General features: G+C 49.9%; 23 protein-coding genes and 1 tRNA gene. 9 read left to right on the top strand and 15 right to left on the bottom strand.

What is annotated here, in order from left to right:
• Positions 1–95: 95 nt before the first annotated feature.
• Positions 96–371 carry a hypothetical protein gene (locus tag H6G00_RS06255; RefSeq protein ID WP_190645241.1) on the top strand — a complete coding sequence of 92 codons (276 nt, stop codon included), beginning with the start codon at positions 96–98 and terminating at the stop codon, positions 369–371.
• Positions 372–428: 57 nt separating this feature from the next.
• Here H6G00_RS06255 and H6G00_RS06250 read toward each other — a convergent pair whose 3' ends face one another.
• From H6G00_RS06250 to psbZ, 5 genes are all read right to left on the bottom strand, one after another.
• The gene (locus H6G00_RS06250) at positions 429–1,691 is read right to left on the bottom strand and encodes a glutamate-5-semialdehyde dehydrogenase (protein WP_190796072.1); all 1,263 of its coding nucleotides are present in this window, start codon (positions 1,689–1,691) and stop codon (positions 429–431) included.
• Positions 1,692–1,694: 3 nt separating this feature from the next.
• Positions 1,695–2,102, bottom strand: coding sequence for a hypothetical protein (locus H6G00_RS06245; protein ID WP_190645239.1), 408 nt, complete (start codon positions 2,100–2,102; stop codon positions 1,695–1,697).
• Positions 2,103–2,392: 290 nt separating this feature from the next.
• Positions 2,393–2,464 (bottom strand) — tRNA-Gly (locus H6G00_RS06240).
• A 160-nt stretch (positions 2,465–2,624) separates the two neighbouring features.
• Positions 2,625–3,209: a 6,7-dimethyl-8-ribityllumazine synthase gene (gene ribH / locus H6G00_RS06235; RefSeq protein ID WP_190796071.1), complete on the bottom strand. Its 585-nt coding sequence runs from the start codon at positions 3,207–3,209 to the stop codon at positions 2,625–2,627.
• A gap of 39 nt (positions 3,210–3,248) precedes the next feature.
• Positions 3,249–3,437 (bottom strand): photosystem II reaction center protein PsbZ, encoded by a 189-nt coding sequence (gene psbZ / locus H6G00_RS06230; RefSeq protein WP_190645237.1) that lies wholly within the window; start codon positions 3,435–3,437, stop codon positions 3,249–3,251.
• 215 nt (positions 3,438–3,652) lie between these two features.
• On the opposite strand from psbZ, the gene H6G00_RS06225 reads away from it, so the two are divergent.
• The 3 genes from H6G00_RS06225 (at position 3,653) to H6G00_RS06215 (ending at position 12,096) form a co-directional block, all read left to right on the top strand.
• On the top strand, positions 3,653–6,430 hold the full coding sequence (locus H6G00_RS06225; protein ID WP_190796070.1) for a CBS domain-containing protein: 2,778 nt from the start codon (positions 3,653–3,655) through the stop codon (positions 6,428–6,430).
• Positions 6,431–6,521: 91 nt separating this feature from the next.
• Complete coding sequence (locus H6G00_RS06220; RefSeq protein WP_190796069.1) at positions 6,522–8,207, top strand: protein kinase; 1,686 nt, start codon at positions 6,522–6,524, stop codon at positions 8,205–8,207.
• A gap of 361 nt (positions 8,208–8,568) precedes the next feature.
• On the top strand, positions 8,569–12,096 hold the full coding sequence (locus H6G00_RS06215) for a DNA polymerase III subunit alpha (protein WP_190796068.1): 3,528 nt from the start codon (positions 8,569–8,571) through the stop codon (positions 12,094–12,096).
• 251 nt (positions 12,097–12,347) lie between these two features.
• Here the strand turns inward: H6G00_RS06215 and H6G00_RS06210 are convergent, their stop codons facing one another.
• The 3 genes from H6G00_RS06210 to H6G00_RS06200 form a co-directional block, all read right to left on the bottom strand.
• A complete protein-coding gene (locus H6G00_RS06210) occupies positions 12,348–13,550 on the bottom strand; it encodes a C1 family peptidase (RefSeq protein ID WP_190796067.1) in 1,203 nt (400 codons plus the stop codon).
• A gap of 236 nt (positions 13,551–13,786) precedes the next feature.
• Positions 13,787–14,203, bottom strand: coding sequence for a hypothetical protein (locus H6G00_RS06205; protein WP_190796066.1), 417 nt, complete (start codon positions 14,201–14,203; stop codon positions 13,787–13,789).
• Positions 14,204–14,206: 3 nt separating this feature from the next.
• Positions 14,207–15,022, bottom strand: coding sequence for an FAD-binding domain-containing protein (locus tag H6G00_RS06200; protein ID WP_190796065.1), 816 nt, complete (start codon positions 15,020–15,022; stop codon positions 14,207–14,209).
• Between the two features lie 77 nt (positions 15,023–15,099).
• Between H6G00_RS06200 and H6G00_RS06195 the strand changes: the two genes are divergently transcribed.
• Together H6G00_RS06195 and ftsH3 are read left to right on the top strand one after the other, a co-directional pair.
• Positions 15,100–15,933 (top strand): aminotransferase class IV, encoded by an 834-nt coding sequence (locus tag H6G00_RS06195; RefSeq protein ID WP_190796075.1) that lies wholly within the window; start codon positions 15,100–15,102, stop codon positions 15,931–15,933.
• Positions 15,934–16,007: 74 nt separating this feature from the next.
• On the top strand, positions 16,008–17,849 hold the full coding sequence (gene ftsH3 / locus H6G00_RS06190) for an ATP-dependent zinc metalloprotease FtsH3 (protein WP_190796064.1): 1,842 nt from the start codon (positions 16,008–16,010) through the stop codon (positions 17,847–17,849).
• A gap of 133 nt (positions 17,850–17,982) precedes the next feature.
• On the opposite strand, the gene H6G00_RS06185 is transcribed toward ftsH3, so the two are convergent.
• The 6 genes from H6G00_RS06185 to rpsF all read right to left on the bottom strand — a co-directional run bounded on the left by H6G00_RS06185 (position 17,983) and on the right by rpsF (position 22,108).
• The gene (locus H6G00_RS06185; protein WP_190796063.1) at positions 17,983–18,516 is read right to left on the bottom strand and encodes a universal stress protein; all 534 of its coding nucleotides are present in this window, start codon (positions 18,514–18,516) and stop codon (positions 17,983–17,985) included.
• 83 nt (positions 18,517–18,599) lie between these two features.
• Complete coding sequence (locus H6G00_RS06180) at positions 18,600–19,229, bottom strand: DedA family protein (RefSeq protein WP_190645227.1); 630 nt, start codon at positions 19,227–19,229, stop codon at positions 18,600–18,602.
• A 90-nt stretch (positions 19,230–19,319) separates the two neighbouring features.
• Positions 19,320–20,066 (bottom strand): hypothetical protein, encoded by a 747-nt coding sequence (locus tag H6G00_RS06175; protein ID WP_190796062.1) that lies wholly within the window; start codon positions 20,064–20,066, stop codon positions 19,320–19,322.
• Entirely contained in the window at positions 20,066–20,617 is a 552-nt protein-coding gene (locus H6G00_RS06170) for an Npun_F5560 family protein (protein ID WP_190645225.1), read from the bottom strand. Before H6G00_RS06170 ends, H6G00_RS06175 begins: the two co-directional genes overlap by 1 nt.
• Entirely contained in the window at positions 20,614–21,621 is a 1,008-nt protein-coding gene (locus tag H6G00_RS06165; protein ID WP_190796061.1) for an NAD(P)/FAD-dependent oxidoreductase, read from the bottom strand. The genes H6G00_RS06170 and H6G00_RS06165 overlap by 4 nt, the downstream gene beginning before the upstream one ends.
• A 157-nt stretch (positions 21,622–21,778) precedes the next feature.
• Positions 21,779–22,108 (bottom strand): 30S ribosomal protein S6, encoded by a 330-nt coding sequence (gene rpsF / locus H6G00_RS06160; RefSeq protein ID WP_190796060.1) that lies wholly within the window; start codon positions 22,106–22,108, stop codon positions 21,779–21,781.
• A gap of 235 nt (positions 22,109–22,343) precedes the next feature.
• Between rpsF and H6G00_RS06155 the strand changes: the two genes are divergently transcribed.
• Complete coding sequence (locus H6G00_RS06155; protein WP_190796059.1) at positions 22,344–23,141, top strand: fumarylacetoacetate hydrolase family protein; 798 nt, start codon at positions 22,344–22,346, stop codon at positions 23,139–23,141.
• Between the two features lie 281 nt (positions 23,142–23,422).
• Here the strand turns inward: H6G00_RS06155 and crtH are convergent, their stop codons facing one another.
• Positions 23,423–25,024, bottom strand: a complete 1,602-nt coding sequence (gene crtH / locus H6G00_RS06150; RefSeq protein WP_190796058.1) for a carotenoid isomerase — start codon at positions 25,022–25,024, stop codon at positions 23,423–23,425.
• A gap of 402 nt (positions 25,025–25,426) precedes the next feature.
• Between crtH and upp the strand changes: the two genes are divergently transcribed.
• Both upp and H6G00_RS06140 read left to right on the top strand, forming a co-directional pair.
• Positions 25,427–26,077 carry a uracil phosphoribosyltransferase gene (upp, locus tag H6G00_RS06145; protein WP_190796057.1) on the top strand — a complete coding sequence of 217 codons (651 nt, stop codon included), beginning with the start codon at positions 25,427–25,429 and terminating at the stop codon, positions 26,075–26,077.
• A 164-nt stretch (positions 26,078–26,241) separates the two neighbouring features.
• A complete protein-coding gene (locus tag H6G00_RS06140) occupies positions 26,242–26,568 on the top strand; it encodes a hypothetical protein (protein WP_190796056.1) in 327 nt (108 codons plus the stop codon).
• The last annotated feature ends 66 nt before the right edge of the window (positions 26,569–26,634 follow it).

Genomic DNA, 26,634 nt, shown 5'->3' with positions numbered 1-26,634 from the left:
GCCCTTCCATCTGTAGCTCTAAATTTTGGAAGTGGTATTACTTGTAATATGTGGGCAGGTTGTCACGGGTAAGTAATTTCAAGTGGGAATATGATATGGCAGATAAAAATGAAGATAACGTCGAGCAGTTTCTTTATCCCCGGGCGCGTTTTCGGGGAGAATTTTCTCCTGAACATCTAGCATTCGATGCTAATTTGCAAGAATTTGCCCAACGGGTGGCTCTTATTTGTGGCTTAGAAACGGGAGGAAAGGTGCCGCCAGAAGATGCATACAATCAAATCAAGCAGCTTTGGCAAGAACTAAAAAAATCTAAAGGCAGTCTGTTAGATGAGCCAAAGCCACCCAAACCCGAGTTGCCGCCAGAGGAATAAAGCATTTTTTGATTGGTTTGCCTTTAAGCAAAAATGATGAGCGATCACCTACTCAACTCAGGGTCCATTGCCCTGAACTACGTACTTAACGGTAGTTAAGGTTTCTAAGCTAATTAATCCTCGGCGATGTCCCTTCTGGTTAGACACTCCTAGTGAGATCGGGTTGCCGGGCTTTGGATTGCGCCTAAATCGCGGTGAAGCATTGATGTAAGTCATGGCGCTGTTGATACCCAAAGCAAACTGGCGGCTCTCTTGGTAAGACTCAGTAGCTAGGCAGTCAGCATGACCACTACTGTGCTGATTGATCCAGGCGATCGCCGTCTCCAGACCATCCACCACCTTAAAGGCGATCGTTCTATTCAAATAAGCTCGTCCCCACTCGGCGGGTTCCACCAGAGCTAGTTCTGGGAAATGGGCAGCCAGTTCTGCGTCACCCTTGATTTTGAAACCCTTTTCTTTCAGGCTATGCCAGAGCGTGGTTAGAGATGAGGCTTTATGTCCCCGATGAATTAGCACCTTCTCGATCGCATTCACCGGGTCGGGGTCACTTTGATGGCTGTCTAGAATCATCCAACGGGCCATATCTATGCCGCCTGAAGGCGACCAGTAGAGACAGCAATTGCCGATTGCAGTTTTTAGGACAGGAGCCGTTGCCTGCCGAATCACCTGCTGCACCAGGCTAGACCGACCGTAGGGAATAACCAAATTGATGTACTGATCTTGCGTCACCAATTCCCGAAGGGGATCGCCCTGATCAGCAGGAAGTAGCTTCAAAGCGTCTCGCGGCAAACCCGCATCTTCGATCGCATCTTGTAAAATCTCAGCAATCACCTGATTGGAGTGGCTTGCCTCACTGCCACCCTTGAGAATTAGACTGTTTCCCGTGCGAATACACAAACCCGCTGCGATCGCCGCCAATTCTGGAAAAGCCTCATAGATCAGTGCAATCACTCCCAAAGGCATAAGCTGACAGTAAGTTTGGCACTGATCGACCTGAAAAGGTGTGTTTAGCACCTGCTGGATTGGGTCAGATAGCTCTCCCAACCGCTGCAAAATCTGTACGGACGTCTGAAGCCGCTCTGGAGTCAGCTTTAACCAATCCAAAATGAGTTCTGGCACAGCCATTTCCCGGCTGGCTTCTAGGTCTAGCGTGTTTGCCTCTAGAATGTCGTCCTGCCGCTCATTAAAAGCCTTTGCCATTCCCTGAAGGGCACGGCTACGGTCTGTTCCCCTCTTCGTCGCTAAGACCAGAGAAGACTGGTAAGCGGAAAGAGCGGTCGTCACTACGTCAGATGAAGAATTCAAGGAATTCACTACCATCAACTAACGCCTGCAAGCTATCCAAAGCATAAATACAAGCAGCACAGAGAGAAAAAGGGCTGCAATGACTCGAAACGTGATGCTTGTACTGAGGGGTGACTGCAAGGTGGTGATCAGCAGAAGGAAAACCAATCCAAAAATGATCGCCAGAGTCAGCGATAAATAGCCTCTACCCAGACTAGAGTGTGCCATGCTCCACTGGTGTCCAGACCAACGCCAAGCTCGTTTATAGGGGTAATTGGTGGAAAGCTGCTCAATTACATAGCCACCTTCCTGTACTACAAATATTTGCTGACAGCGATTGCAGCCAAACGCCTCAGTTAGGGTGATCGGGGTAAGCCGGCCACGGCGGCGGCAGGGGCAAGGATAGTCAGAGTTCAGGTCAATCTTGTGATTCTTCTGAGATTGCACAAGCAGCGGCGGCGCGAGGTGTTTTTAGAATTAGGAATACTAAAGCGATCGATTGCCAGGAGTAGCTAATTACCTATCCTTGACGGCTGGGACAGAAACCTGTCGGGCACTTGAAGTTGACCTCATCAGAGATAATAACTGCTGATTGGGTTCAGTCAGTTCGATTCTAACACTCCTGAATTTAGCTCAAAACCCATCTGACTTTGCAGTAGGCACAATCTTTCGATACGAGTAAGTCCTTCTTCACAAACTAAGTTTGGAAGCAGCTTACAGACTCGAAAGTTCTTTGAAGCGGGTAACGCGATTCGAACGCGCGACATTCACCTTGGCAAGGTGACGCTCTACCACTGAGCTATACCCGCAAAATTAGACTCTATGTATAATCCCAGAATCCAAGCAGTTTGTCAAGCAACTTAGGGAGTAGAAGCTAGGGGGCTAGGGGTTAAGGCAATTAGAAGAGATGAGAAAGGATAAACAAAAATGCTTTTCTTGCCCTAGCCCCCAACTCCTAGCCCATTCCTATTACCCTTGCTCTGCTGCTTCGGGGGCGATCGCACTCTTCAGCGAAGCAGGTAGAGTTTGAGGATTGGCGCTACCCGAAAGCCCATTGCTATAAAGGTCAGGGTTTACGGTTTTTACCTGATGCATGAGACTCGCCATCTCGATCGCATTCATGGCATAGTCCCAGCCCTTGTTGCTCTTGATTCCAGCGCGCTCTAGCGCTTGCTGCATCGTGTCAGCAGTCAATATGCCAAAAATCACCGGAACCCCCGTCTGGAAACCAGCCGCCGCAATTCCTTTAGACACTTCTGCCGCAACATAGTCAAAATGAGGAGTCTGCCCACGAATCACAGCTCCCAGGCAGATTACAGCATCATAACGGTGAGTTAGAGCAAGCTGACGTGCCACCAACGGCACCTCAAAACTACCTGGAACCCAAATGTAATCAACCTGCGTCCCCTGCGGATCAGGGTCAATGCCATGCCGCTTTAGACAATCCTGACAACCCGACAACAATTTGCCAGTGATCAAGTCGTTAAAGCGACCAATGACGATCGCAAATCGCCAAGACTCTGCTTGGGTAAAACTACCCTCAAAAACTGCCATGTTTTCTCGCTAACGGGAATAAATCGACTCTTCTCCAGCTTAAACCACTAGATAGTTGAGTCCACCCACCAAAAATACCAACACTACCCAGACAATTGAACCTAGCAAGATCAGCCGCTTAGACTGCTCCCAGTTGCGAGGGGATGCATAGGCAACTGGAACCCCAATAATCATTGCAAAAGACATTAGTACTAGGGCTGTTAGTGCAATCTGAAATAAAATTGACATCGTTTTCTCCCAACTTTTTTCCCAATAAAAGCGAGGCTATGTGCATTTCAGGTGAACCCACCTCCAGCGCTGAACTAGCCCTGAGTAGTAAGCTATCAGAAATTGACACCCCGAAACAGTTCTCTGGCAAGATTGGAGTGAAAGGGAGTAGTGAAAGGTCAGAGTCTCTACTTCCTAACGCCCCTAATGCCGAATTCCTAGCCCCAAGCCCTCCTATGGATCTCATTCTCTGCCACACGACCGCAGACTTCGACACATTAGGGGCAGCGATCGGTTTATCTCGATTGCTGGCGGGAGCCAGGGTGGTGCTGACTGGAGGCGCTCATCCCACAGTGCGAGAGTTTTTAGCACTGCACCGAGATGAATATGCCTTAATTGAGCGGCGAGCGGTGCGGGAAGACCAGGTTCGAACGTTGACTGTAGTGGATACGCAATGGCGCGATCGCCTGGGCAAGGCGGCTGAATGGCTTGACCTACCAGACGTAGACATTACAGTTTATGACCATCACCAAGATGCAGTAGGGGACATTGCTACAAAGAAGCGTTACGTCGAAGCAGTTGGCGCAACCGCAACTCTAATCGCCGAGCAGCTTCAGGCAGCTCAAATCAGCCTGACATCAGCAGAAGCAACGGTGATGGCGCTGGGAATTCATGTCGATACGGGATCGCTGACCTTTGACCATACGACCGTGCGAGATGCGGCAGCGCTGACCTGGCTGATGGGTCAGGGGGCAAATCTGAGAGCGATCGCCGAATATGTTGAGCCAGGTCTATCCCCCCAGCTTCAAGATTTGCTCACCATTGCTCTGGACCAGATTCAGGTTGAAACAATTCGAGGAATTGCGATCGCCTCACTGCTATTGCCTCAGGAAGGATATGTACAGGGTTTGTCTCAACTGGCGTCCCACCTGGTAGACCTGACTGAAACTAACATTTTGCTGCTGGCAGTTTGCTTTCCCATTACGGATGGTGAGAAGCGACTGAATATTATTGCTCGATTACACGGCAGCCCTTCAGCAGCGTCTCAACTTGAGGGGATCAATTTAGGCAAGCTGCTCGAGCCCTTGGGTGGGGGTGGACATTCCAGAGCAGCGGCTGCAACCTTGAGAACTTCTGAGCCTGAAGTGGTTCTCGCACAACTAATAGAGCAGATCAAGGCAGAAATTCCCCATCCGCCCACTGCCAGAGAACTGATGTCATCGCCCGTTCGCACGATTCGTCCGGAAACGACGATCGCTGAAGCTCAGCGGATTTTGCTGCGATACGGGCATTCTGGGCTGTCAGTTGTGGATGAGCAAGACCAGTTAGTTGGAGTCATTTCTCGTCGTGACATTGACCTTGCCCTGCATCACGGCTTTAGTCATGCTCCCGTGAAAGGCTACATGGCGACCAACCTGAAAACGATCGACCCCGACACGCCTCTATCAGAAATTCAGTCCCTCATGGTGACTTATGACGTAGGGCGGCTACCCGTTCTAGATCACCAGCAGCTTGTGGGCATTGTGACACGCACGGATGTGTTGCGGCAGTTGCAGCAGGATGGGGAGCAAGGGGTTGGGGATTGGGAGTTGGGGATTGGGCAGAGGGGGAAGGGCGATCTCTCCGAGTTCCCTGCACGAGGTCGTCGTTTGGTCAGGTCTTGTCCGCTACCGGAGGTGGTAAAAGGTTGGCTGCGCGATCGCCTCACTCCATCCCTCTGGGAAGTGTTAGCAGCAACAGCCAGATTGGCGGAACAGCGGGGGTGGCAGCTTTATCTAGTGGGCGGTGCAGTGCGTGATCTGTTGTTGGCACCTGAGAAGGGGCTGCTGATTCAAGACATTGATCTGGTCGTCGATGGTTTTCATCGGACAGCAGATGAAGCGGCTGGTGTGGAGTTGGCTCGGGATTTGCGGCAGACGTACCCTGAAGCGCGACTGCAAATTCACGGTCGGTTTCAGACAGCGGCGCTGCTGTGGCACGATGATTCCCAGCTTGACTCTCTGTGGATTGATATCGCTACCGCTCGAACGGAATTTTACCCCTATCCGGCAGCAAATCCAGAGGTCGAAGCCAGTTCGATTCGCCAGGATCTCTACCGTCGAGACTTCACGATCAATGCGATGGCGATCCGGTTAACGGTTCCTCGCTCTGGCGAACTGCTCGATTTTTTTGGCGGATTGCTAGATTTGCAGGCACAGCAAATTCGCGTGCTGCACACCAATAGTTTCATCGAAGACCCAACGCGGATTTTTCGGGCAGTGCGGTTTGCGGTGCGGCTGGGTTTCCAGATTGATCCCCAAACGGAAGGCTATATCCGCCATGCGATCGCCAGCGGCATTTACCAGCGCATTCAGACCGAAGTCGATAAAACGCCTGCTCTACAGACTCGATTAAAACAAGAGCTAAAGTACATTCTGCAAGCACCGTATTGGAAAGCCGCAATTCAACTGCTGTCTGAGTTAGAGGCGCTTCAGTGCATTCACCTCGATTTGCAGTTAAGCGATCGCCTCTGGAAGCAGCTTCAACTGGCAGATCGCTGGCTCAATCGGTTTGATCCCGCAGCCTCGCTAGAACACTGGCAGGTGCTTTTAGAAGTTTTGCTGATGGCACTTGATCCAGCCGACCGAGGAAAAGTCGCAGAAAACTTGCAGCTTTCAGCAGACAGTATTCAACGGCTCCGGCAGTTGGAGCAGATTGAAGCAGCGCTAGCGACTTTGCCAAACCTTGAGCGACCCAGTCAGGTGGTACAGCAGTTGCGTCAGTACGATTGGGCAACGCTGTTGCTGGTGGCGATCGCCAGCCCTCACTCGACTCGTAAAATCATCTGGCGCTATCGCACGACTTGGGCACAAATGAAAGCACCCCTAGATGGCAATGATCTTAAAGCTTTGGGTTATAAGCCGGGTCAGCAGTTCAAAGAAATTTTAGAAGCGCTGTTGCTGGCAACGCTAGATGGAATGATCAGCGATCGCGACCAGGCTGTTGCTTTTCTAGCAGAGCATTTTCCCCAGTAGTCCTTATGATCCCCGGCAAGCGCACTACTTTTCCCGAAGGCGGTAGTATAAGTTGAAGAATTTAAACTAGTATCCTCACTTCGTCTTGCTTATGAATTTGGCGGCTGGAGCAGTTCTGCAGAGCGGCAAGTATATTGTCCAATCTGTCTCAAGTCAGGGCGATGACCCGGTTTATCAGTCCGTCCACGCTGGGCTAGACCAGACCGTCATCCTGCAAACGCTGTCTGAGGAAGCTAATGCAGACCCGGAGCAACAGCAACAGTTTCTAACTGCTGCTAGACAGTTCGCTCATTGCACCAATCCTCATCTAGTTCGCCTGCTGGATGTATTTCAAGAAGACACCGTGCCGTTTGCGGTACTGGAATGTGTACCGGGACAAACACTCGCAGACCAGCTACAGTCAAACCAAACACTTTCGGAAGCTGTTGCTGTTCGCTACATTCGCCAAGTTGCCTCTGCTCTACAAGCATTGCATCGGCAGGGTTTGGTTCACCAGCGGGTAAAGCCACAAAATATCGTGCTGAAATCCGAGACGGATGAAGCGGTGCTGACGGGTTTTCGAATCGTAGATCAGGTGCGATCGCCCCTGATAAAATTTCCTGAAACGAACTCCTCCTCGACACCCGCTGATGGAGCAGCAGAGGCTTTTTTACCGCCACCTGATCCCAGCACCGATATTCAGGCGCTGACAACTACGCTCTACTATTTGCTGACGGGTCAACATCCTGCAACTCGAACGGTTGATTTCGTCTCATTCAACCAGACGACGCTTGACCAGAGTTCTTTAATCGCACTGCGGCAACTACATCCTCAACTCAGCCCCGGTGTTGAACAGGCAATTTTGAAAGGGTTACAGCCTGCTCACCTGCGTCCTCAGTCCGTTAGCGAGTGGTTAGACATTCTTGACAATCTGCACCCCGAGCCGCTGATTCTTGAAGCCTTTGAACCTGTTGATAGTCTCTCTTCCTTACCGGAAGTAGCTCAGACCAATGGGCATTCTTTAGAACACGCTCTTGTGGACGCACCTGCTGAAACCAGCCAGGACAATCGCCCCCCATCTTCAGAACCGATCCTGCCCCAGTTTGACGATCTGGCAGCGGGTTTGACCAGAGTGCCTGCGATCGTTTCACGCCCGATTGCGCCAGAGAAGCCTCAACCCGTACATAAACCCATGCGTTGGTTGCCAGTTGCCATGCTGGTAACAGCGGCGATCGCGGGCATTGGCGGAGCAGGACTTGGATTAGCCCTGCGACTGGACGCACCAAGAGACACAAGCAGCGGCACAACCGGGTTTGGTCGAGATCAAACCTTTCCAGCCATTGAAGACTGGCCAGGTGCAGATACCTACGACTTTGAATCGGATGTTGATATTCCAGTGGAAAGGCGACCCTCTGCTAGCGGCGACCCAAGTGATTACGGGATTGAAAACTTCACGCCCGAATATGACCCAGAATACGATCCGGAGTATGACGCGGAATACAATCCGGAGCCCGAACCAGAGCCTTTGCCAGTGGAGGAGCCAACGTTAACGGAGGAGCCAACGTTAACCGAGTCCGAACCACCTCCAAAAGTTGAGGCGCTGCGAGAACCCGTCGAATCGTTCGAGCCACTAGACATTGCTCCCTTACCGACAGAACCTTCCATCTCGCCTGATCCCAACCTTTATCCTTCAGTAGATTCCAATCGCGGTCCTAATGTTCGCTCAGTTTCGCCTCCACCCGCTGCGATCGCCCCCACGCCATTACCTGATCCAGAGCCGCCTATAACGGTGCCATAAGGCAGTTGAGGTTAGGGGTTGAAGATTAGGGGAACTTCCAGGAAAACATTAGATTTTGGCGTGCTTAATTTGATACATTAGTACTATATGCTTCTAATGTTGATGTTGATGAACAGTTTGCTGCGGAATCCATTTCCTAGCTGCAAACCCCGGTTAGACCTTACAAATTAAACATTCGATCGAAGAATTTCAGGTCTAGCAAACGGCTGTTTGCTCCAACGACAGGTTGAATTCTGATGAACTGTGGCGATCGCCCTTACCCCACAAATAGAGTAAATTGCTCTATAAACTACATGAAAGGTGCTAGATATAGCGGTTAAAATCCGTTACTCTAAACTCAACCCTGATGGCTTGAGAAACTATGTCCTTTGTTGGCTTACATATTCACAGCGATTACAGCCTGCTAGATGGAGCTAGCCAGTTGCCCAAACTGCTGGACCGGGTGGTGGAGCTGGGAATGCCTGCGATCGCCCTCACTGACCACGGTGTCATGTATGGGGCGATCGAGCTAATCAAAGTTTGCCGCAGCAAAGGAGTCACGCCCATCGTCGGCAACGAGATGTACGTGATTAACGGCGACATCACCAAGCAAGAACGCCGCCCTCGTTATCATCAGGTCGTGTTGGCAAAAAATACGCAGGGCTACAAAAACTTAGTTAAACTCACCACCGTTTCTCACCTGCAAGGCGTTCAGGGAAAGGGCATCTTCTCTCGCCCCTGCATCAACAAAGAACTGTTGGAGCAATATCGCGAAGGACTGATCGTTACGAGTGCTTGTCTGGGTGGTGAAGTACCGCAGGCAATTATGCAGGGCAGACCAGAAATTGCCCGTCGGGTGGCGCAGTGGTACAAAGACTTGTTTGGTGAAGACTACTACCTGGAAATTCAGGATCACGGTTCCCAGGAAGACCGCATTGTTAACGTTGAGATCATTAAAATTGCCCGTGAGCTAGATATCAAAATCATTGCTACAAATGATTCTCACTACATTTCCTGCTTTGACGTAGAGGCGCATGATGCGCTGCTTTGTATTCAAACGGGCAAGCTGATTACCGAAGATAAGCGGTTGCGCTATAGCGGCACGGAATACCTCAAGTCAGCCGATGAGATGCGGCAGCTATTTCGCGATCACCTGCCCGATGAGGTGATTGAAGAGGCGATCGCCACCACCCTAGAGGTTGCCGAAAAAATCGAACCCTATGAAGGGCTGTTGGGCGAACCGCGCATTCCCGATTATCCCGTTCCGTCAGGACACACAGCCGACACATATCTCGAAGAAGTCACCTGGAAAGGACTGCTTGAACGCCGCAACTGCACCTCTCGTGACGCGATCGATCCCGTCTACCGGGAGCGACTGGAATATGAGCTGAAAATGATGCAGCAAATGGGATTTTCCACCTATTTTTTGGTGGTGTGGGACTACATCAAATTCGCCAGAGATCACCGCATTCCCGTTGGTCCAGGACGGGGTTCTGCCGCTGGCTCTCTGGTCGCCTATGCGTTGCGAATCACCAACATTGACCCTGTACATCACGGACTGCTATTTGAGCGATTCCTCAATCCAGAGCGGAAGTCCATGCCTGATATTGATACCGACTTTTGCATCGACCGCCGGGATGAAGTGATCCGCTACGTCACTGAAAAATACGGCACAGAGCGGGTTGCCCAAATCATTACCTACAACCGCATGACCTCCAAAGCCGTGCTGAAGGACGTAGCGCGGGTGCTAGACATTCCCTACGGTGATGCAGACCGAATGGCAAAAATGATCCCGGTTGTGCGGGGGAAACCCACCAAGCTAGCGGTGATGGTGTCCGAGCAAACACCTGCCCCGGAATTTAAAGAGAAATACGAAAAAGATCCACAAGTGCGTCACTGGCTCGACATGGCGATGCGGATTGAGGGCACCAACAAGAGCGTCGGCATTCACGCAGCCGGAGTCGTGATCTCAGCAGACCCGCTAGATGAAATCGTGCCCCTCCAGCGCAATGCCGATGGAGCGGTGTTCACCCAATATTTCATGGAAGATATCGAATCTTTGGGTCTACTCAAGATGGACTTTCTGGGACTCAAAAACCTGACCATGATCCAGAAGGCGGTGGACTTAATCGAACAGACCCACAAAAAGGCGATCGACTTGGATAATCTACCCATGAGTGACCCCGCAAGCTATCAGCTGCTGGCAAAGGGTGCATTAGAAGGGATATTTCAGCTTGAGTCGTCTGGAATGCGGCAAATTGTCCGAGATCTGAAGCCTTCTGGCTTAGAAGATATTTCCTCAGTACTGGCACTCTACCGTCCAGGTCCACTTGATGCAGGACTAATTCCCCGGTTTATCAATCGCAAACACGGGCGTGAAAAAATTGACTACCCACACCACATCCTGGAACCCATTCTGAATGAAACCTACGGAATCATGGTCTACCAAGAGCAGATCATGAAGATTGCTCAGGATATGGGGGGATATTCACTAGGGCAAGCTGACCTGTTGCGTCGAGCAATGGGGAAAAAGAAAGTCTCGGAGATGCAAAAGCACCGCGAGATTTTTGTTGATGGATCAGCTAAGAACGGAGTCAAACCCAAAATCGCAGAAGAACTGTTTGACCAAATGGTGCTGTTTGCAGAGTATTGCTTTAACAAAAGCCACTCAACCGCCTATGGCTACGTCACCTTCCAAACAGCGTACCTGAAGGCAAATTATCCAGTTGAATACATGGCAGCGCTGCTGACTTGTAACAGCGGTGACCAGGACAAAGTGCAGAAGTACCTTAGCACCTGCATTTCGATGGGAATTGAGGTAGAACCGCCCCACATCAACCGCTCTGGTGTAGACTTCACTCCCCTAGCAAATAGCATTTTGTTTGGACTATCGGCAGTGCGAAACGTCGGACAGGGAGCGATCGAATGCATTCTAGCGGTGAGAGAGCAGGGTGGCCCCTTTGAGTCGTTAGCGGATTTGTGCGATCGCATCACCTGCCCCGACGACCCCAACATTGACCCTCGTGCGGTCAACCGCCGTGCCCTAGAAGCCTTGATTCAATGCGGGGCGCTGGACTGCTTCACCCCTAATCGCAATCAGTTGACCCAAGACCTCGACTATGTGCTGGACTGGGCCCAATCCCGAGCCAAAGATCGAGCAATCGGTCAAGGCAATTTGTTTGACATGCTGGGCGACACCTCTGCCAGCGGCATCAATTTTGAGGCAGTTCCCAAAGCCCCACCGGTCGAGGACTTTCCGCCCCAAGAAAAGCTAAAGCTAGAAAAAGAGCTATTGGGATTCTACATTTCCGATCATCCGCTCAAGTCAGTTCAGCAAGCGGCTAAAGTTCTGGCTCCAATCAACCTGAGCGATCTGGGCGAACTGCCCGATAACGTGATGCTGAGTGCGATCGCCATGATTTCTTCAATTAAGCCCGTGACAACTAAGAAGGGTGATCGCATGGCTATTCTTGTGCTGGAAGACCTGACCGGGCAAGCCGAAGCCGTCGTCTTTCCCAAATCCTTCGAGCGCATTGGCAACTACCTGATCGTGGATGCTCGCCTGATGGTCTGGGGCAAAGTCGATCGCCGTGATGATCGCGCCCAACTGATCATCGAAGACGCAGAACCAGTCGAAGCCGTGCAAATGGTGATGGTCGAGCTAGACTGCCAGCAAGCTAGAGACGGGCAAGAGCAGTATCGCCTCAAGTCCATTTTGCTAGACCAGGCCCCCGAAGAATCGAAGGCAAAAGTCCCGGTGGTGGCGATCGTTACTGATAACCACCAGCGCCAATTCGTCCGCCTCGGTTCCCGCTTCCGCGTCCAAGACCCCAGTGCAACCGTCAATGCCCTAAAACAAGCCAACTTTGAGCGAGTCTGGACATCTGCCCTAACCGCAGAATTGTCCTAGCTAGAGTGCTAATACTGACTGGGTGAACTAGCAAAACATCTGAATGAATATTGTTCCGGCAATTATAGTCTCTCTAAAAATTTGAACTTTTGTATCTAGTGATGCCGCACTGGGTGAAGCTAGTTTTCAAGGTCACTCCTGAACCAGTAAACCTAGAATAATCCAGCTGCAATTGTAGTTACATACAGCGATCGCCATTCCCACACATAACGTCTCAAGTTGGAATAAGCGATCGCAGTTGCAGAGACAAACTACTCCTCTTCGTATTCCTCTTCCTCGTATTCCTCTTCTTCCTCGCTGTCCTCTTCCTCGTATTCTTCTTCGCTTTCTTCCTCCTCGCCTTCCTCTTCCTCGCTTTCGCCGTCAATGCTGAAGTTGTAGTCTTCGTCGATTGCGTAGTTTTGGCAGAGGGAATCTAGCTCTTCAAGGAATTCGTCGGATTCTTCAATTGTTAGGTCAAAGTTGAGGATGCTAACGGTGTAGGCTTCTTTGTCTTCCTCTTCCTCATAATCAAAGTAATAGTCTTCCTCGCTCTCTACATAGCTCTGACAAAGCTGATCTAGGTCTTCAATGAACCCCTCTGAGTCACCAGTGCGAATGTAAAAATCCTGGAGCAGTAATGAATTTTCATCGGCAAAAACTGATTCTTCGTCTTCCCATTCAGTACTAAAGTCTAGGTCGCTGACAGATTTGATAATCCATGAATCGTGAGCATTGTAGTCTTGATGAATGATGTAACGATAGGGAATATAGCAATAGCCGCGATCGCCCCATTCCGGTCCCCAAGAGTTACGGACGATAAACATTCGGTCTTTATCGGAGTAGCCAACACAGAGCATGGCGTGCCATCCATGTGTTTCGCGCACATTGTCTGACTGCTTGGGTAGTGGCACGCGTCCCCGATTGATCGTAGCACCATCAAATGACTCGAAGGTATTGAGGGCAAAAACGATAGGATAGCCCTCTGCCAAAGTATGTCGCCACAAATCTAGGTCGGTTTCAATAAACTCCGACTCAGTGATTGTGAAGTAGGCTGCATGTTCATAAGCTTCCGAACTGGGTTCTTCGCAGAGTAAGCTCTCGTCGTTGGGCCAAATCTCCTCTGAACAAGCGCCATGCTCAATCAAGCTGCCAATAGCGCAGTACATCTGGGTTCCAGCATCTTCAATATCACCACCCATCTGCACCCTTGCGTTGTAGTAAACAAACAAGCGGCTTACATCTCCCGAATCACCCAAATCTCGTTTGGCGAGATATTCGTATGCTCCAACGAAAGCATTGGCAACACAGCTATTGCCAATCTGTTCTTCAACATCGGTCATGTGATTGCGCAGATCGACCCTGGGCGGTAGCTGCTCCTGCTCAAAACGCCCAGTCTGATGGTATTTTGCGTCCTGAGGGCGCTGTCCAGCGCGATAACCCCCAATGCGACGCTGACGCTGCTGTGTTACCACGATTGCTCCTTTGGCATTGCCCTAAGCTAAATGGGTCTTGCCGTTAGGATTCCCATGCAGGTAGCATTTTTTACGAAAGATTGCTGTGGTTCACGCAGAATACGCTTAACCAGCTCTTGTTTTTTCTTACTCCACCTACTTCCTTCCCAGTCAAAAGTTAGGTACTAAAAATCAGGGATGCATCCCGTGGCGTGGGTTGCGTCCCTGATCTTTTAATGAGAAAGAAATAAATCCGGTTAAGTTAAGGTCAACCAGGCGCGATCGCTCTTTCGCCAGTAGTGAGAAAAACGTCTAGTAGAACGGCTGTCTGTGGCTGGATAAACTTCAGGATAGGTAATCAGATTGGTGTATTTCAGTAGCTCATCCTGCCAGGACTTGATCAGGCGGTTTGGTGTTTCAGTGGTGACAATTTCGTTGACTTGATAGTCGGTGATGAGTTGCTGCAAAACTGCTACGGTTTCGCCTTTGTAGATTTCAATGTTGGGAATTTCTAGAAGCGATTCGTAGATGAATTGCACTCGATGTTTGGCGATCGCCCACTGCTTCAAGTAATTCACATCAAACACATACACCTTCGGGGCATCAGCGTAGTCTTGTACCATCTGATGCTGGGGATTCAAGCCGTCTTCGTTAAACCAAATTAAAGCAGGCATAGATTATCGATAGCTCCCAGAAGTGCGGCTCCGTTCCGGCTGATATTCACTACCAAATAGCTGTTCCGAAAGTTCCTCGTAGGAATAGTTGAATGGATCGCCTTTACGTGGATCACCAGGCAGCACAGATCCGGCGTAGCGCTCCAGATTTTCTCGGTTGAAGATGTAGGGCTTGTGAGAAAAAGTGGAAGCAACCCACTGCCAGGAAAGATGATTGCTGGCAAAATCACCGTCAATCAGCAGACCATACATCCAGTCTGCACCTGTTCGCCAGGAAACACGGCGAAAGTGGACGATGTAGCTTGCCAGATACATCCGAGCATGGTTGTGCAAATATCCCGTTTCCTTCAGCATGGCGATGAAGGTATCCATTGAAGGAATGCCTGTTTCACCGTTGGCAATGTCTTCGGGTAGCGTGGTTTGGTGATGGCGCATGGAGACTTTGGGCTTTTCCATGTCCTTGAGGATGCGATCGCCCTCTTCCTCATAAACCAAATGAAAAAATGCTCGCCACGCTAATTCTGAGACGAATTTTTCTACAGAGTTAGATTTGCCGTGCCTCAGTGCCCATTGCCGTACTTCTTCCAGTTCCAGGCAGCCGCGACTTATGTAGGGAGAGAGCCGTCCTACCTCTCCGTCTAAAAAGTTTCGCTGCTTGCCGTATTTCTCGAGTTGGAACTGCTCTAATCTTTCTAGACCCGCCGATCGCCCACCCGGGTAAGGAGATAAAACGCCCGTATCCTCAAGGAAAGAGAACTCAGCTTGCAGATAATCTGCGATCGCCTCTCTCCCTTCCAAATCTGTCCTTAACCGCTTCATTGTTAAGTTTTGTGTATTACTCTCATGATTCTAACCCAGGCTGTTCCGAAGGTCAGCCTCCGCAAAATCAGCCGGAAATACTTTCCTCTAAAACCTGCTGGTATGACGGCAAGCTGATTCACAGCGGCAAGGTGGAAGTGGCGATCGATGATCCAGGGCTGCTGTATGGTGCTACTGCCTTTACAACGCTGCGAGTTTATCGGCAGTCTCTAGATGGTCCGTTAACCAATTGGCAGGGACATTGCGATCGCCTCCAATCAACCCTCCAAGCTTTTGGCTGGAAGTCTCCCGATTGGCAGCGAGTCCGCTACGGAGCAGAGATCTTGCTCTCATCTTTTCCGGTGCTGCGAATTACCCTGTTTCCTGATGGGCGTGAATGGATCACCGGACGCGCCTTACCCGACAATCTGGCGCTTCTGCAAAAGAACGGAGCGATCGCTTGGCTGTCTCCGCCAGAAACGAACCGCTCTCTCACACGTCACAAAACGGGTAACTATCTTGCTCCTTGGTTAGCGCGGCAGGCAGCACAGCAGCATGGAGCACTGGAAGCCATTTTGGTCGATTTCAACGGAAGTTGGCTCGAATCTAGCACTGGAAATCTTTGGGGATGGGGGCAAGGCTGCTGGTGGACCCCGCCTCTGGGGTCAGGAATTTTGCCAGGATTGATGCGATCGCAACTCATTTCCTGGCTCAAGTGCCAAAATGAGAATATTAGAGAGGAACCTTGGGGTGAAGAGTTAGTGTCAAGTTTTGAGGCGATCGCCTACAGCAACAGCGTGGTGCAGATTGTCCCAATCCACACCGTTCTCTCTTCTACAGGTAATCTGACCTATGACCCCAAGCATCAGGCGTTTCAGCAGTTGCAACAGCTATTTTCAGCGAGCAACGCGCAGATTCCTGATATACGTTAATATTAGTTAACAATAATTAAATCTAAAAATCGTTTTCGCATCACAATCACAAATTAGTAGGAGGATACGCCTCAGTGAATAAGCGGTGGAGAAACGCGGGACTGTACGCACTTTTAGTAGTAGTGGTGCTTTTCCTGGCAACAGCATTGTTTGACCGGCAGCCCCAAACTAGAGAAACGTGGCGCTACAGCCCCCAATTCATCAACGAAGTCCAGGCAGGCCGCGTTGAGAAGGTGATTATCAGTTCTGATCGGTCCAAGGCGCAAGTGACTGCTCAAGACGGTAGCAAGATCATGGTGAACTTGCCTAACGATCCAGAGTTGCTCAACATTTTGACCGAGAACGATGTAGACATTTCAGTCTCCCCCCAAACAGACGATCGCGTTTGGGTGAGAGTACTGAGTACGCTGCTGATTCCGTTCTTGCTGCTAGTTGTATTGTTCTTTGTGTTGCGACGTGCCCAAAACGGCCCTGGCAGTCAGGCAATGAACTTTGGTAAATCCAAAGCCAGAGTTCAAATGGAGCCGCAGACCCAGGTTACCTTCGGTGACGTAGCTGGCATTGAGCAGGCAAAGCTAGAACTCAGTGAAGTTGTGGACTTCTTGAAGAATGCTGACCGCTTTACCGCTGTTGGCGCAAAAATTCCTAAAGGTGTACTGCTAGTCGGACCTCCTGGAACAGGTAAAACCCTTCTAGCAAAAGCTGTGGCTGGAGAGGCAGGCGTTCCTTTCTTCTCGATCTCTGGTTCTGAGTTCGTAGAAATGTTCGTGGGTGTTGGTGCTTCCCGCGTACGTGACCTATTTGAACAAGCCAAAGCGAACGCACCCTGTATCGTATTCATTGATGAAATCGATGCAGTCGGTCGTCAGCGTGGTGCTGGTTTGGGTGGCGGTAACGATGAGCGGGAACAAACCCTCAACCAGTTGCTAACTGAGATGGATGGCTTTGAAGGCAACACTGGGATCATCATCATTGCTGCAACAAACCGCCCTGACGTATTGGATTCTGCTCTGCTGCGTCCAGGACGCTTTGACCGCCAAGTTGTGGTCGATCGCCCCGACTATGCCGGACGTTTGGAAATTCTCAACGTTCACGCTCGTGGCAAAACCCTTTCTAAGGACGTGGATTTAGAGAAGATTGCTCGTCGGACTCCTGGCTTTACTGGAGCTGACTTGGCAAACCTGTTAAACGAGGCTGCAATCTTGGCGGCCCGTCGCAACCTGACCGAGATCTCAATGGATGAGGTCAACGACGCGATCGATCGCGTTCTGGCTGGTCCAGAGAAGAAGGATCGCGTGATGAGCGAAAAGCGGAAGTCTTTAGTGGCTTACCACGAAGCCGGACACGCACTAGTCGGCGCACTGATGCCTGACTACGATCCGGTACAGAAAATCAGCATTATTCCTCGTGGTCGTGCTGGTGGTTTGACTTGGTTCACGCCTAGCGAAGACCGGATGGACTCTGGCTTGTATTCTCGCTCCTATCTGCAAAACCAGATGGCAGTGGCTCTAGGCGGTCGGATCGCTGAAGAAATCATCTTCGGTGAAGAAGAAGTGACGACAGGTGCTTCTAATGACCTCCAGCAGGTAGCACGAGTAGCCCGTCAGATGGTCATGCGCTTTGGTATGAGCGATCGCCTCGGACCCGTTGCTCTAGGTCGTCAGCAAGGCAACATGTTCCTGGGAAGAGATATTGCCTCTGAGCGTGACTTCTCTGAAGAAACAGCCGCCGCTGTCGATGACGAAGTGCGGAACCTGGTCGATCAAGCTTACCGCCGATCCAAAGCGGTTCTAGTTGACAACCGACACGTGCTAGATAGCTTGGCAGAAATGCTGATCGAGCGGGAAACTGTAGATGCTGAAGAACTTCAGGATCTATTAGCAACCAGCGATGTGAAAGTAGCAGCGATCGCCTAGATAAACTCTGGCATCTAACGAGATAGCATTACTTCAGTGCTAAATGAAAAGCGGGGTGCGTTTGTAACACACCCCGCTTTTTACATACGTTTTGAAACAGTTGCACATCACATCTTCAACAAATACTGATCCGTTACCGACCCGCAACCTGAACCGCCTCAGAATGGACAGAATCAGAAGTCGTGCAAGATGAGCGATGCACCGTCAAAACAGAACAAGGCGCATGATGTAAAACGTAGTTGCTGACGCTACCCATGAGCAACTCAGTTAAACCCGATCGCCCTCGCCGTCCCAGTACGATTAAGTCAGCATCCCAATTTCTCGCCAGAGTACAGATCGTGACACCAGGGTTGCCAGCATTCTGAGTGAACTCTGTCGGGATGCCTTGGGCGATCGCTTCCTCTGCTCGTAGCTTCAGGAAGTCAATCCCCTCTTGCTTATAAGCCTCCCACTGATGTTGGTAGACATCTAATGCCTCACTATGAATTCCTGGGTAATACTCTAAACCGTAGAAACCAGGGAAAACCGGGCTGCCATCCTCATCGCTAGACAAAACGTGGAGCAACATCAGACAAGCGTTAGCCTGTTTTGCCAGAGACACTGCCTTTTCAAGCACCGATGCACTCATGTCAGACTTGTCTAGCGCAACCAGAATCTTGTGAAACATAACGTTTCCTCCAACGTCCCGATACTTTCGTTATAGGAGAACAAGTTGGAGATTTTGTGAGGAAGACTAAAAAGTTAACCGCTTTAGTCTCTGGCGCTTAGCTTATTTCTACGGGACTCTAGCACCAGAGGAATTGCAATCCACGCGACCAGAACCAACAGCGCAACAATCGTAAACTGAGCCGCCCAACCTACTAACTGGTCAAGTGGAATCAAACGACCTGCAAAGTAAGAGAGGCTGACAGTGACAGAAGCCCAAGTTGCTGCACCAGCCAAGTTGCAGAGAAAGAACTGGTAGTAAGGCATTCGGGCAATACCGGCTAGCGGTCCAGCAAAAATTCTCAAGATTGCAATAAATCGCCCTAAAAAGACAGCTTTGCCTGCGTTCTGGCTGAACTGATTGCGGACTTCTTCGAGTTGCGCCTCTTCGATCCGAAAGATACGTCCTAAACGGGTGATGAGCGACCAACCGCCATAAAAACCTAGCCAATAGCCACAGCTATCTCCAATTACAGCGCCAGCGATCGCACTTCCCAACACAAGCCAATAATTTAGTTCGCCACTGCCAGCCAAAAATCCACCAACCAGGGTAATCGTTTCCCCAGGGATCGGAATTCCAGCATTTTCTAGCATAATCCCGAGAAAAACTGACCAATAGCCGTATTGATGTGCGATTTCCTTTACGGTTTCCAGCGATACCAGCTCAAAAGACATGCAATACAGCCTTCACAAAGTTTTATGAACCTCTCTCATGATCTTGGCTTATGCCAGAGGATTGTGTCAATCAACCGAATTACAGGAATTTCACGCTAGTTTAGCTGCTTCAGATTCAGGTTCGTAAACCCGATGAGCAGCGTTGGACGAAATCGTTAAATCCAAGATGGGCTGATTGGTCAAACAAAGCCAGTGGCAGGCAAACAAATCAGGAGATTGAACACCTAAACTGGCGATCGCTGGAGCCGCCGGAAACGGCAACAAGCGGTCAAAGCAGATTGCTTCTCCTCGAAAGCCAAACTGAAGGAGATAGGTTGCAGGTGGAGCAGAAAGCGATCGCAACAGCCGCTGGCCCAGCCGATAAAGCGACTGCCGCCAATGGTCTGATAAATGCAGCGGTTGAAAAAAGGCAGATGATGAAGTTACTTCAGCCCCTCCAGATTCAGTACCGATCGCTTCTGCATAGAGCGTTCCCTTTGCCGTCAACACGATAGGCAACCAAAACTGCCCTGCACCTGTTGAATAACCCAACTGCTCAACATGCCGTCGCATATCTGGAATGTTTCGGCAAGCACGATGTATTTCTCGTCCTGCAAATGTGACGAAATCAGGCAAGTTTAAGATCAGTGGACAAATCCGATCAGCTTGACCTAAAGGGAAATTCTGTAAAGACGCCGCTGAGAGAGTTTCTACCGTAACACGAACTGAGCTAGAGGGATCAGGTGGGAAGGTGGCGATCGCCTGCTTCAGCGCAGCTATCCCTTGAACCAGTTCTATAGAAGTCTCAACCCATTCCTGTTGATCTGCGGCGTCAACCAGAATTAGAACTCGCGCCACTAGACATTGCCAAAAGAGGGAATTGACTTAGTGCTAGCACCAATCCGAGGAAAGCTAGGCAGATCAATCTGGCTAGAACGACGGCTTCTCACCGCCAGGCGATAGCTAACACTTTGCAGTTCGGCATGAAGCTGGCGATTTTCTCGCTGGATTCGAGCCACCTTTTCTCTCACTGGAATCATCCGTTCAGCAAACTTTTGCCGATAGATATTCGGTAGCTCTTGTACTACCTGTTCGAGCATTCGAGAGCGATCGTTTAGCTCCTGAACAGACTGTCGCAGTTGATAAATCTCGCTATCTCGATCCGAGATTTGCTCCTGATAAAACGTCACCTGCTGCTCAACGCCCTGAAGCTGTTCTCGCAGCGCTCGCATTTCTGCTTGATGGCGTTCAGAAACTTCGGGACTGGGCATAAAGCCCGTATTGCCTTTAACCAAACGGAACAGCTCTTGAGAAAGTTGTTGCACAAGCTGATCGCGCATTTGCAACTCTTCGCGCAGGCTAGCTGCTTCGGCTTGAAGATCGGGATTAGGAGTGTGGGAGTAAGTCACGTTACGGCTCCGATAGGCTCAATCAAATTTTGTTCCCAACGGCGGGGGGGAGAAGCGCGGCGGATGTCTCGCCAAATTGCTGTTGCAGCTAATGTACCATCTGCGACGGCAATTGACACCTGGTTTAAACCGTCTTTTAAATCTCCAACCGCAAAAATGCGAGAATGTGAAGTTCGGCACATCGAATCTGTTACCAGATTGTTGCCTTTCCACTGAAGCTCCAGCCCTTTCAGGTACTCATTGTAAAAGTGAGAACCCATCGCTACTAGCCCAGTTTGTAACTCGACCGTAGAGCTATCTGCTAGCTCTACGCCGGTCATCTCGTGGTCGTGTCCTAAGAAGCGGCGAATTGGCGTTTCAACCAGCGGATAGCCGTAATCCTTGAGCTTTTGCCGCATTTCAGGATTCACCTCTATCAAACCCTGAGTGAACACGGTGATGTAAGGGGTAAACCAATTCAGCACGAAGGCAGTGTTGATGGCAGCTTCAGTGTTTACAAACAAGCCACATTTGAGATCGGCAATTTCATACCCATCGCAAATCATGCAAACGTGCAGGTTGTAGCCTGCATAGTCGTACACGTTTTGCATGTCTTCAAGCTGCGGGAGGTGGTCAATCAGTCCGCTAGCCGCAATTAAATATTTGGAACGAAACACAGGATAAATGCTGTCTTGCTTACCCAGTTTGACCTTGACGGCAAAGGTATCTCCTTCATCCTGTACATCTTCGACGAAGCCTCGCAGGTGGTCGCCCCCCAATGAGAGCAGATGGTCTTGCCCTTGCTGCAAAAGATCCCGTCCAGGTGTAGTTGGCGGTAAGCCCAGATAATTTCGCAATTCCTGCATCCAGAAAGAACGTCCTCGCCCTTTTTCGATGACAAGACAAGAAAGCCGATAGCGCTGAAGATAAATTGCAGCGGACAGCCCACCCGCTCCACCGCCTACGATGATCACGTCATAGAGATGGTTTGACCGTTCATCCAGGTTCTTTTTAGAAAGTTTCATGGCTCACCTGATTCGCTGAACACTAAAACGGAGGAAGGGTATCCTTCCTCCAGCCTAGCGCTTGAAACTTAATCACTCTTGATCTAGGAAGGATTCAGATGACCTGACTATATCTTTGGGTGGGCTTGTAAAGTAGCTAGAAGCGCAAGTTAAGTGATTAAACTTCGGTGGCGATCGCCTCTTCAACTTCCGCAGCAGGCACTTCATGCTTGGTGGTGAGATAGCGAATCACCTCATCACTCAAACGCATTGCCCGTTCCAAAATTGCAACTGCTTCGCCAGGAGCTTTGTAATTCATTTGAATATAGACTCCTTCCCGCTGCTTTTGGATTTCGTAAGCCAAACGCCGTCTGCCTCGGTGCTGGGTTTCAACATCCTGCGCTCCCTGCTCCCGCAGCAGGCTTTGGTACTTTTCAATCGCCTGATCGGTTAGCTCATCTCCCAGATCAGAACGCAGGATATACATGGTTTCATAGATATAGTTCATGTCGATAATCTCCTTGTGGACTGGTGGCTTCTGGTTGCAAAATTGACCCAGCTGGGGAAAATGGAGGAGTAGGTAAGCTTACTCACCTCGTCACATTTACCTCGTTCCATTAGGCTTTTCGACCAGAAGCAAGGAATTACGATCATATCCTAGTTGTTACCAATCTACCCACATCTGCTTTATTGATCGACTGATTGACTCGTAAAAATTTTAGATATTCATTAATTTACTGACTATGGCGCAACGCTACGTCCGAATTCAGACTTTAGCAGGGAAACTTTACTATGGTTTATTGCACCTCGATCGGCGGGTGCAAGTGTTAGATGCTCCCCCCTGGCTGAGAGGACAGCCAACAGATCAGGAGATAGCGCCAGAGAACTATCAACTTTTAGCTCCCTGTGCGCCATCAAAGATTCTCGCAGTTGGCAAGAACTACATGAAGCACGCTGCCGAAATGGGAGGAGAAGTGCCTAAGGAGCCGCTGTTATTTATTAAGCCATCTACTGCTATCACGGCACCAGAATCCCTGATTCACTATCCTCCTCAGTCCCAACGGGTAGACTATGAAGGAGAATTGGCGCTGGTGATTGGCGATCGCTGTGTAGATTGCACGGCTGAAGCGGCTCAGTCCAAAATTTGGGGCTACACTATCGCCAATGATGTGACTGCACGAGACTTGCAGAAGCGAGATGGGCAATGGACGAGAGCAAAAGGCTTTGATACTTTCTGTCCGCTAGGACCGTGGATTGTGCGAGAGCTAAGTGTAGGCGCACAGCTCCAAACTTTTCTAAATGAAGATCCTGACCCCGTGCAGTCTGCATTAACCAGCGAAATGGTATTTGCTCCTAATGTTTTAGTGTCATACATCAGCCAAGTGATGACTTTGCTGCCTGGAGACGTAGTACTAACTGGAACACCAGAAGGCATCGGACCCTTGCAAATTGGCGATCGCGTCCGTATTGAGATTGAAGGAATTGGCTGTCTGGAGAATACCGTTGCGGTCCGACAACCCAGCGAAATGACAATCAGTTAAGTGATACTGAGCCAAAAGTAATATCTGGATTCCGAATAGAGCAGTTGAATTTTCGACCTCCTGATAGAAGTCATACAACTACTGGCTAAATAATCTAGTAGGTGTGTCCGCGCTGTGTTTTAGTTGCTTTGGAAATTCTGAGCCAGTTCTAGATCACACTGCAAAAGGACGCGTGTATAACATAAACGACCTCCTCTAGCGATTAGCTAGAGGAGGTTTATTTCTCTAAGAGCCAAGTTTCGCCCTACCTCTCTTTCTGGTCCTAACCGAAGTGGATAGCACTATAAACCCAAGTCAACAGCGATCCGGTGGGCACAGGCAAAACCAGAAAAAGCAACCGCGTTTAAGCCTTGCCCTGGGAAAGTGCTGTCACCCACGCAATACAGTCCGGGGACGGCAGTACGGTTAAACGGCATACCTAACAATCCCAACAACTTACGGGTAGGAATAGGTCCATAGGTGCCATCATCTCGTCCTAAAAAGCGTCGATGAGTGCGCGGAGTGCCCGCTTCTTGATAATCCAGCGCAGCAGACAATCCAGGAAACAGTTTTTCTAAGCGACTGACAATCTGGTCTGCCACCTTGTCTTTTTTTTGCTGATATTCGCTGGGAGACAAGCCCTGCCAGTCTTCAATCCAGCTTGGCGTAAAGGTATGCAGAATGTGATGCCCAGATGGGGCTAAATCCGGATCAAGCAGGGTTGGGACAGACAGAAAAATGGTTCCTTCTGCATCTTCCATGCGGCTCCAATCTTCTAGCAAAATGTGGTGGCACTCTGTACCAGGAGGCAGCACATCTGCCTTTACACCTAAATGCAAACTGAAGAAGCTGGGGGATTTTTGATAGCGCTGCTGCCATTTTTGCTCGGCACGGGGCATATCTGACTTGGGCAACAGTTTTTCAAAGGTATCCCAACGAGTGGCATTGGAAACAATTCGTTTTGCCCGATAGACCTGTCCAGATGCTAAGCGAACGGCGATCGCCCGCCCTTTTTCACGAATGATTTCTATCACTCTGGCTTTGTACTGAATCTGACTGCCCGCTTTTTCCAGTCCTTCGACCAACTTTTGAGCAATCTGACCGACTCCGCCTTTGGGATAATTGATGCCGCCATAGTGGCGATCGGAAAACACCATTCCCGCATTGATCATGGGAGTTAGGTCTGCCGGAACCACCGACCAACAGTAGCACTCCATGTCAATAAACTTGAGCAACTCCGGATCTTGAATATAGCGGCGAGCAAGATCACCCACATTTTGGGGTAAATACTTCACTAAGCCCAGACAAGCAAACGGATGTTGGAAAAACACCCGCGTCAGGTAGCGAGGCTCTTCAAGCGACAGCAGATCCATTGCGTTCAGGCAGTTAAATACCTTCCAGCATTCATCGTAAAATTGACGAATGCCCTGCTGCTCATGGGGAAACCGAGCAGTTAATTCTTGCAAAAATTTCTCATAGTCTCGGTGAACTTTTAGCTCTAGCTGATCCGGCAAATGGTACTGAATCTGTACCGGATCGGGAATTGTTTCTAAATTGACCCCCACTGCCTCTAGTGCGCGAGTCAAGAGGTTTGTGGTTCCCTGTTTGCCAAAACCAAAAATCATTGATGCACCAACATCAAAACGATAGCCCGAGCGCTCAAAATAGCCCGCACTACCGCCGGGAATTAAGTAGCGTTCTAGCACTAACACCTTTGCACCCTTAGCCGCTAGCTGGGTTGCAGTGACTAGTCCACCAATTCCAGAGCCAATCACGATCACATCAAAACCGTCTGCCGAATTAGCCTTTGCATCCACTCTTGCAGTTGTCGGGGCGTGAGAATCTTGAGACGTGGATGGATGTGCAGCAGTAGATTGCTCAAAAGGTTCAGAAGTAGCAGGCATAAAGGCAGTTGGAGTAAGGCGTTTAGCTGAGAAATCCTATTCCTCAGTGTATCCCACTCTGGATTGCTGAACTTATCTGGATTTTAGCGTCAGATTCTAGAACAAAGCTCTGAGACAAGGTATAGACAAAAAAAGGGGGATTAGTCTGCTGACCAACCCCACCTGCCGATCCTTTGAGAGGAGAACACTGAAAACAATAGTAGGCTTATTGAAAATAGATGTCAATACTAATGCAAAAGAGTTTCAATAAGCTTGCTTTTCCTGAGGGTTATGCTGGCTTTGCTGACTGGATAGATGAGCTTTGTAAAAGCTAGCGAGTTTGAGCAATGCCGAATATTGCCTCACAAGAACAGAGTATGATTAGGGCAAATTTCTGCATAACTACCGTCATTTTTTCTGGCAATGGCTCCCCAACTGCGCGTTCATGTTCCACCTCACCCGCTGATTAGACACTGGCTAGCTGTTGCTCGTGATGAATCGACTCCTTCTGTCCTCTTTCGCAGCGCTATGACTGAACTGGGACGCTGGTTGACCTACGAAGCAATTCGAGACTGGTTGCCCGTGATGGAAACAACGGTGCAAACTCCGCTTGCATCCTGCCCAGCAACGTTCATTAATCCAGAAATTCCAGTTGCGGTGGTGCCTATTCTACGTGCTGGTTTAGCTCTTTTAGAGGGGGCACAGGGGTTGTTGCCGCTGGCTTCGGTTTATCACCTGGGTCTGGTGCGGAATGAGGAAACACTAGAAGCAACCTGCTATTTGAACAAGCTTCCAGAGCAATTTGCGCCCCAGACCCGAATTCTGATTAGCGAGCCGATGCTGGCAACGGGCGGAAGCAGTCTGGCAGCAATGGCTGAGTTGGTAAAACGGGGAGCCGACCCAGAACTAGTGCGTATTATTTCGGTGGTCACAGCACCTACAGCTTTACAAAAACTCGGTGCTGCTTATCCAGGGTTGAATATTTATGCAGCCACAATTGACGAAGGGCTAAACGACAAGGGCTACATTGTTCCAGGGTTGGGAGATGCAGGCGATCGCACCTTTGGCACCTAAATATTCATGCTCAAACCTAGATCAACATAGGTAAAGATAGAATTTTCTTCTGAGCCTAAACGTCAGCATTGTAGGCAACTTTTTGGTGGGCAACCTCCTCTTCTAGCGAGTAAGCTGTGAGGGAGTCATCAGGAATCACTCCGAGTTTCTTTCAGTGGTTAATTATGAGTCAGCGTGATAGTTTTCTTGGCGGATTTTTACTAGGAACTGTTGTCGGCGGTGTAGTAGGTGGCGTCTTAGGCGCAGTGGTTAGCTCTAGGCTCACCCAGGACGAAACCTCATCTGAGGATTTTCCTAAGCTTAAAGATAAAGCAGTCCGCAGGCGGCCATTTAGCCCTCCCACTGAGCAGAGCATTGAAGCGGCTCGCCGTGGATTAGAGGGCAAAATTGCTGAACTGAATGAGGCAATTGATGATGTGCGTCAGCAACTCAGTAGCACCAACGGTATGCCTAAGCATGAAGGGGGAGAGCGGGCGATCGCCAGAGATTAGGAGCAACAAGAAGGAATAAAGGATGAGGTGAAATCCTTTTCTCCCCTCGCCCCTAACCCCCGCCCT

This window comes from Leptolyngbya sp. FACHB-541 (assembly GCF_014695875.1).
In the GTDB taxonomy this organism is placed as follows: Bacteria; Cyanobacteriota; Cyanobacteriia; order Elainellales; family Elainellaceae; genus JAAUTN01.
The sequence above is the reverse complement of the archived record's forward strand: the minus strand, read 5'-3'. Positions and strand labels throughout refer to the sequence as shown.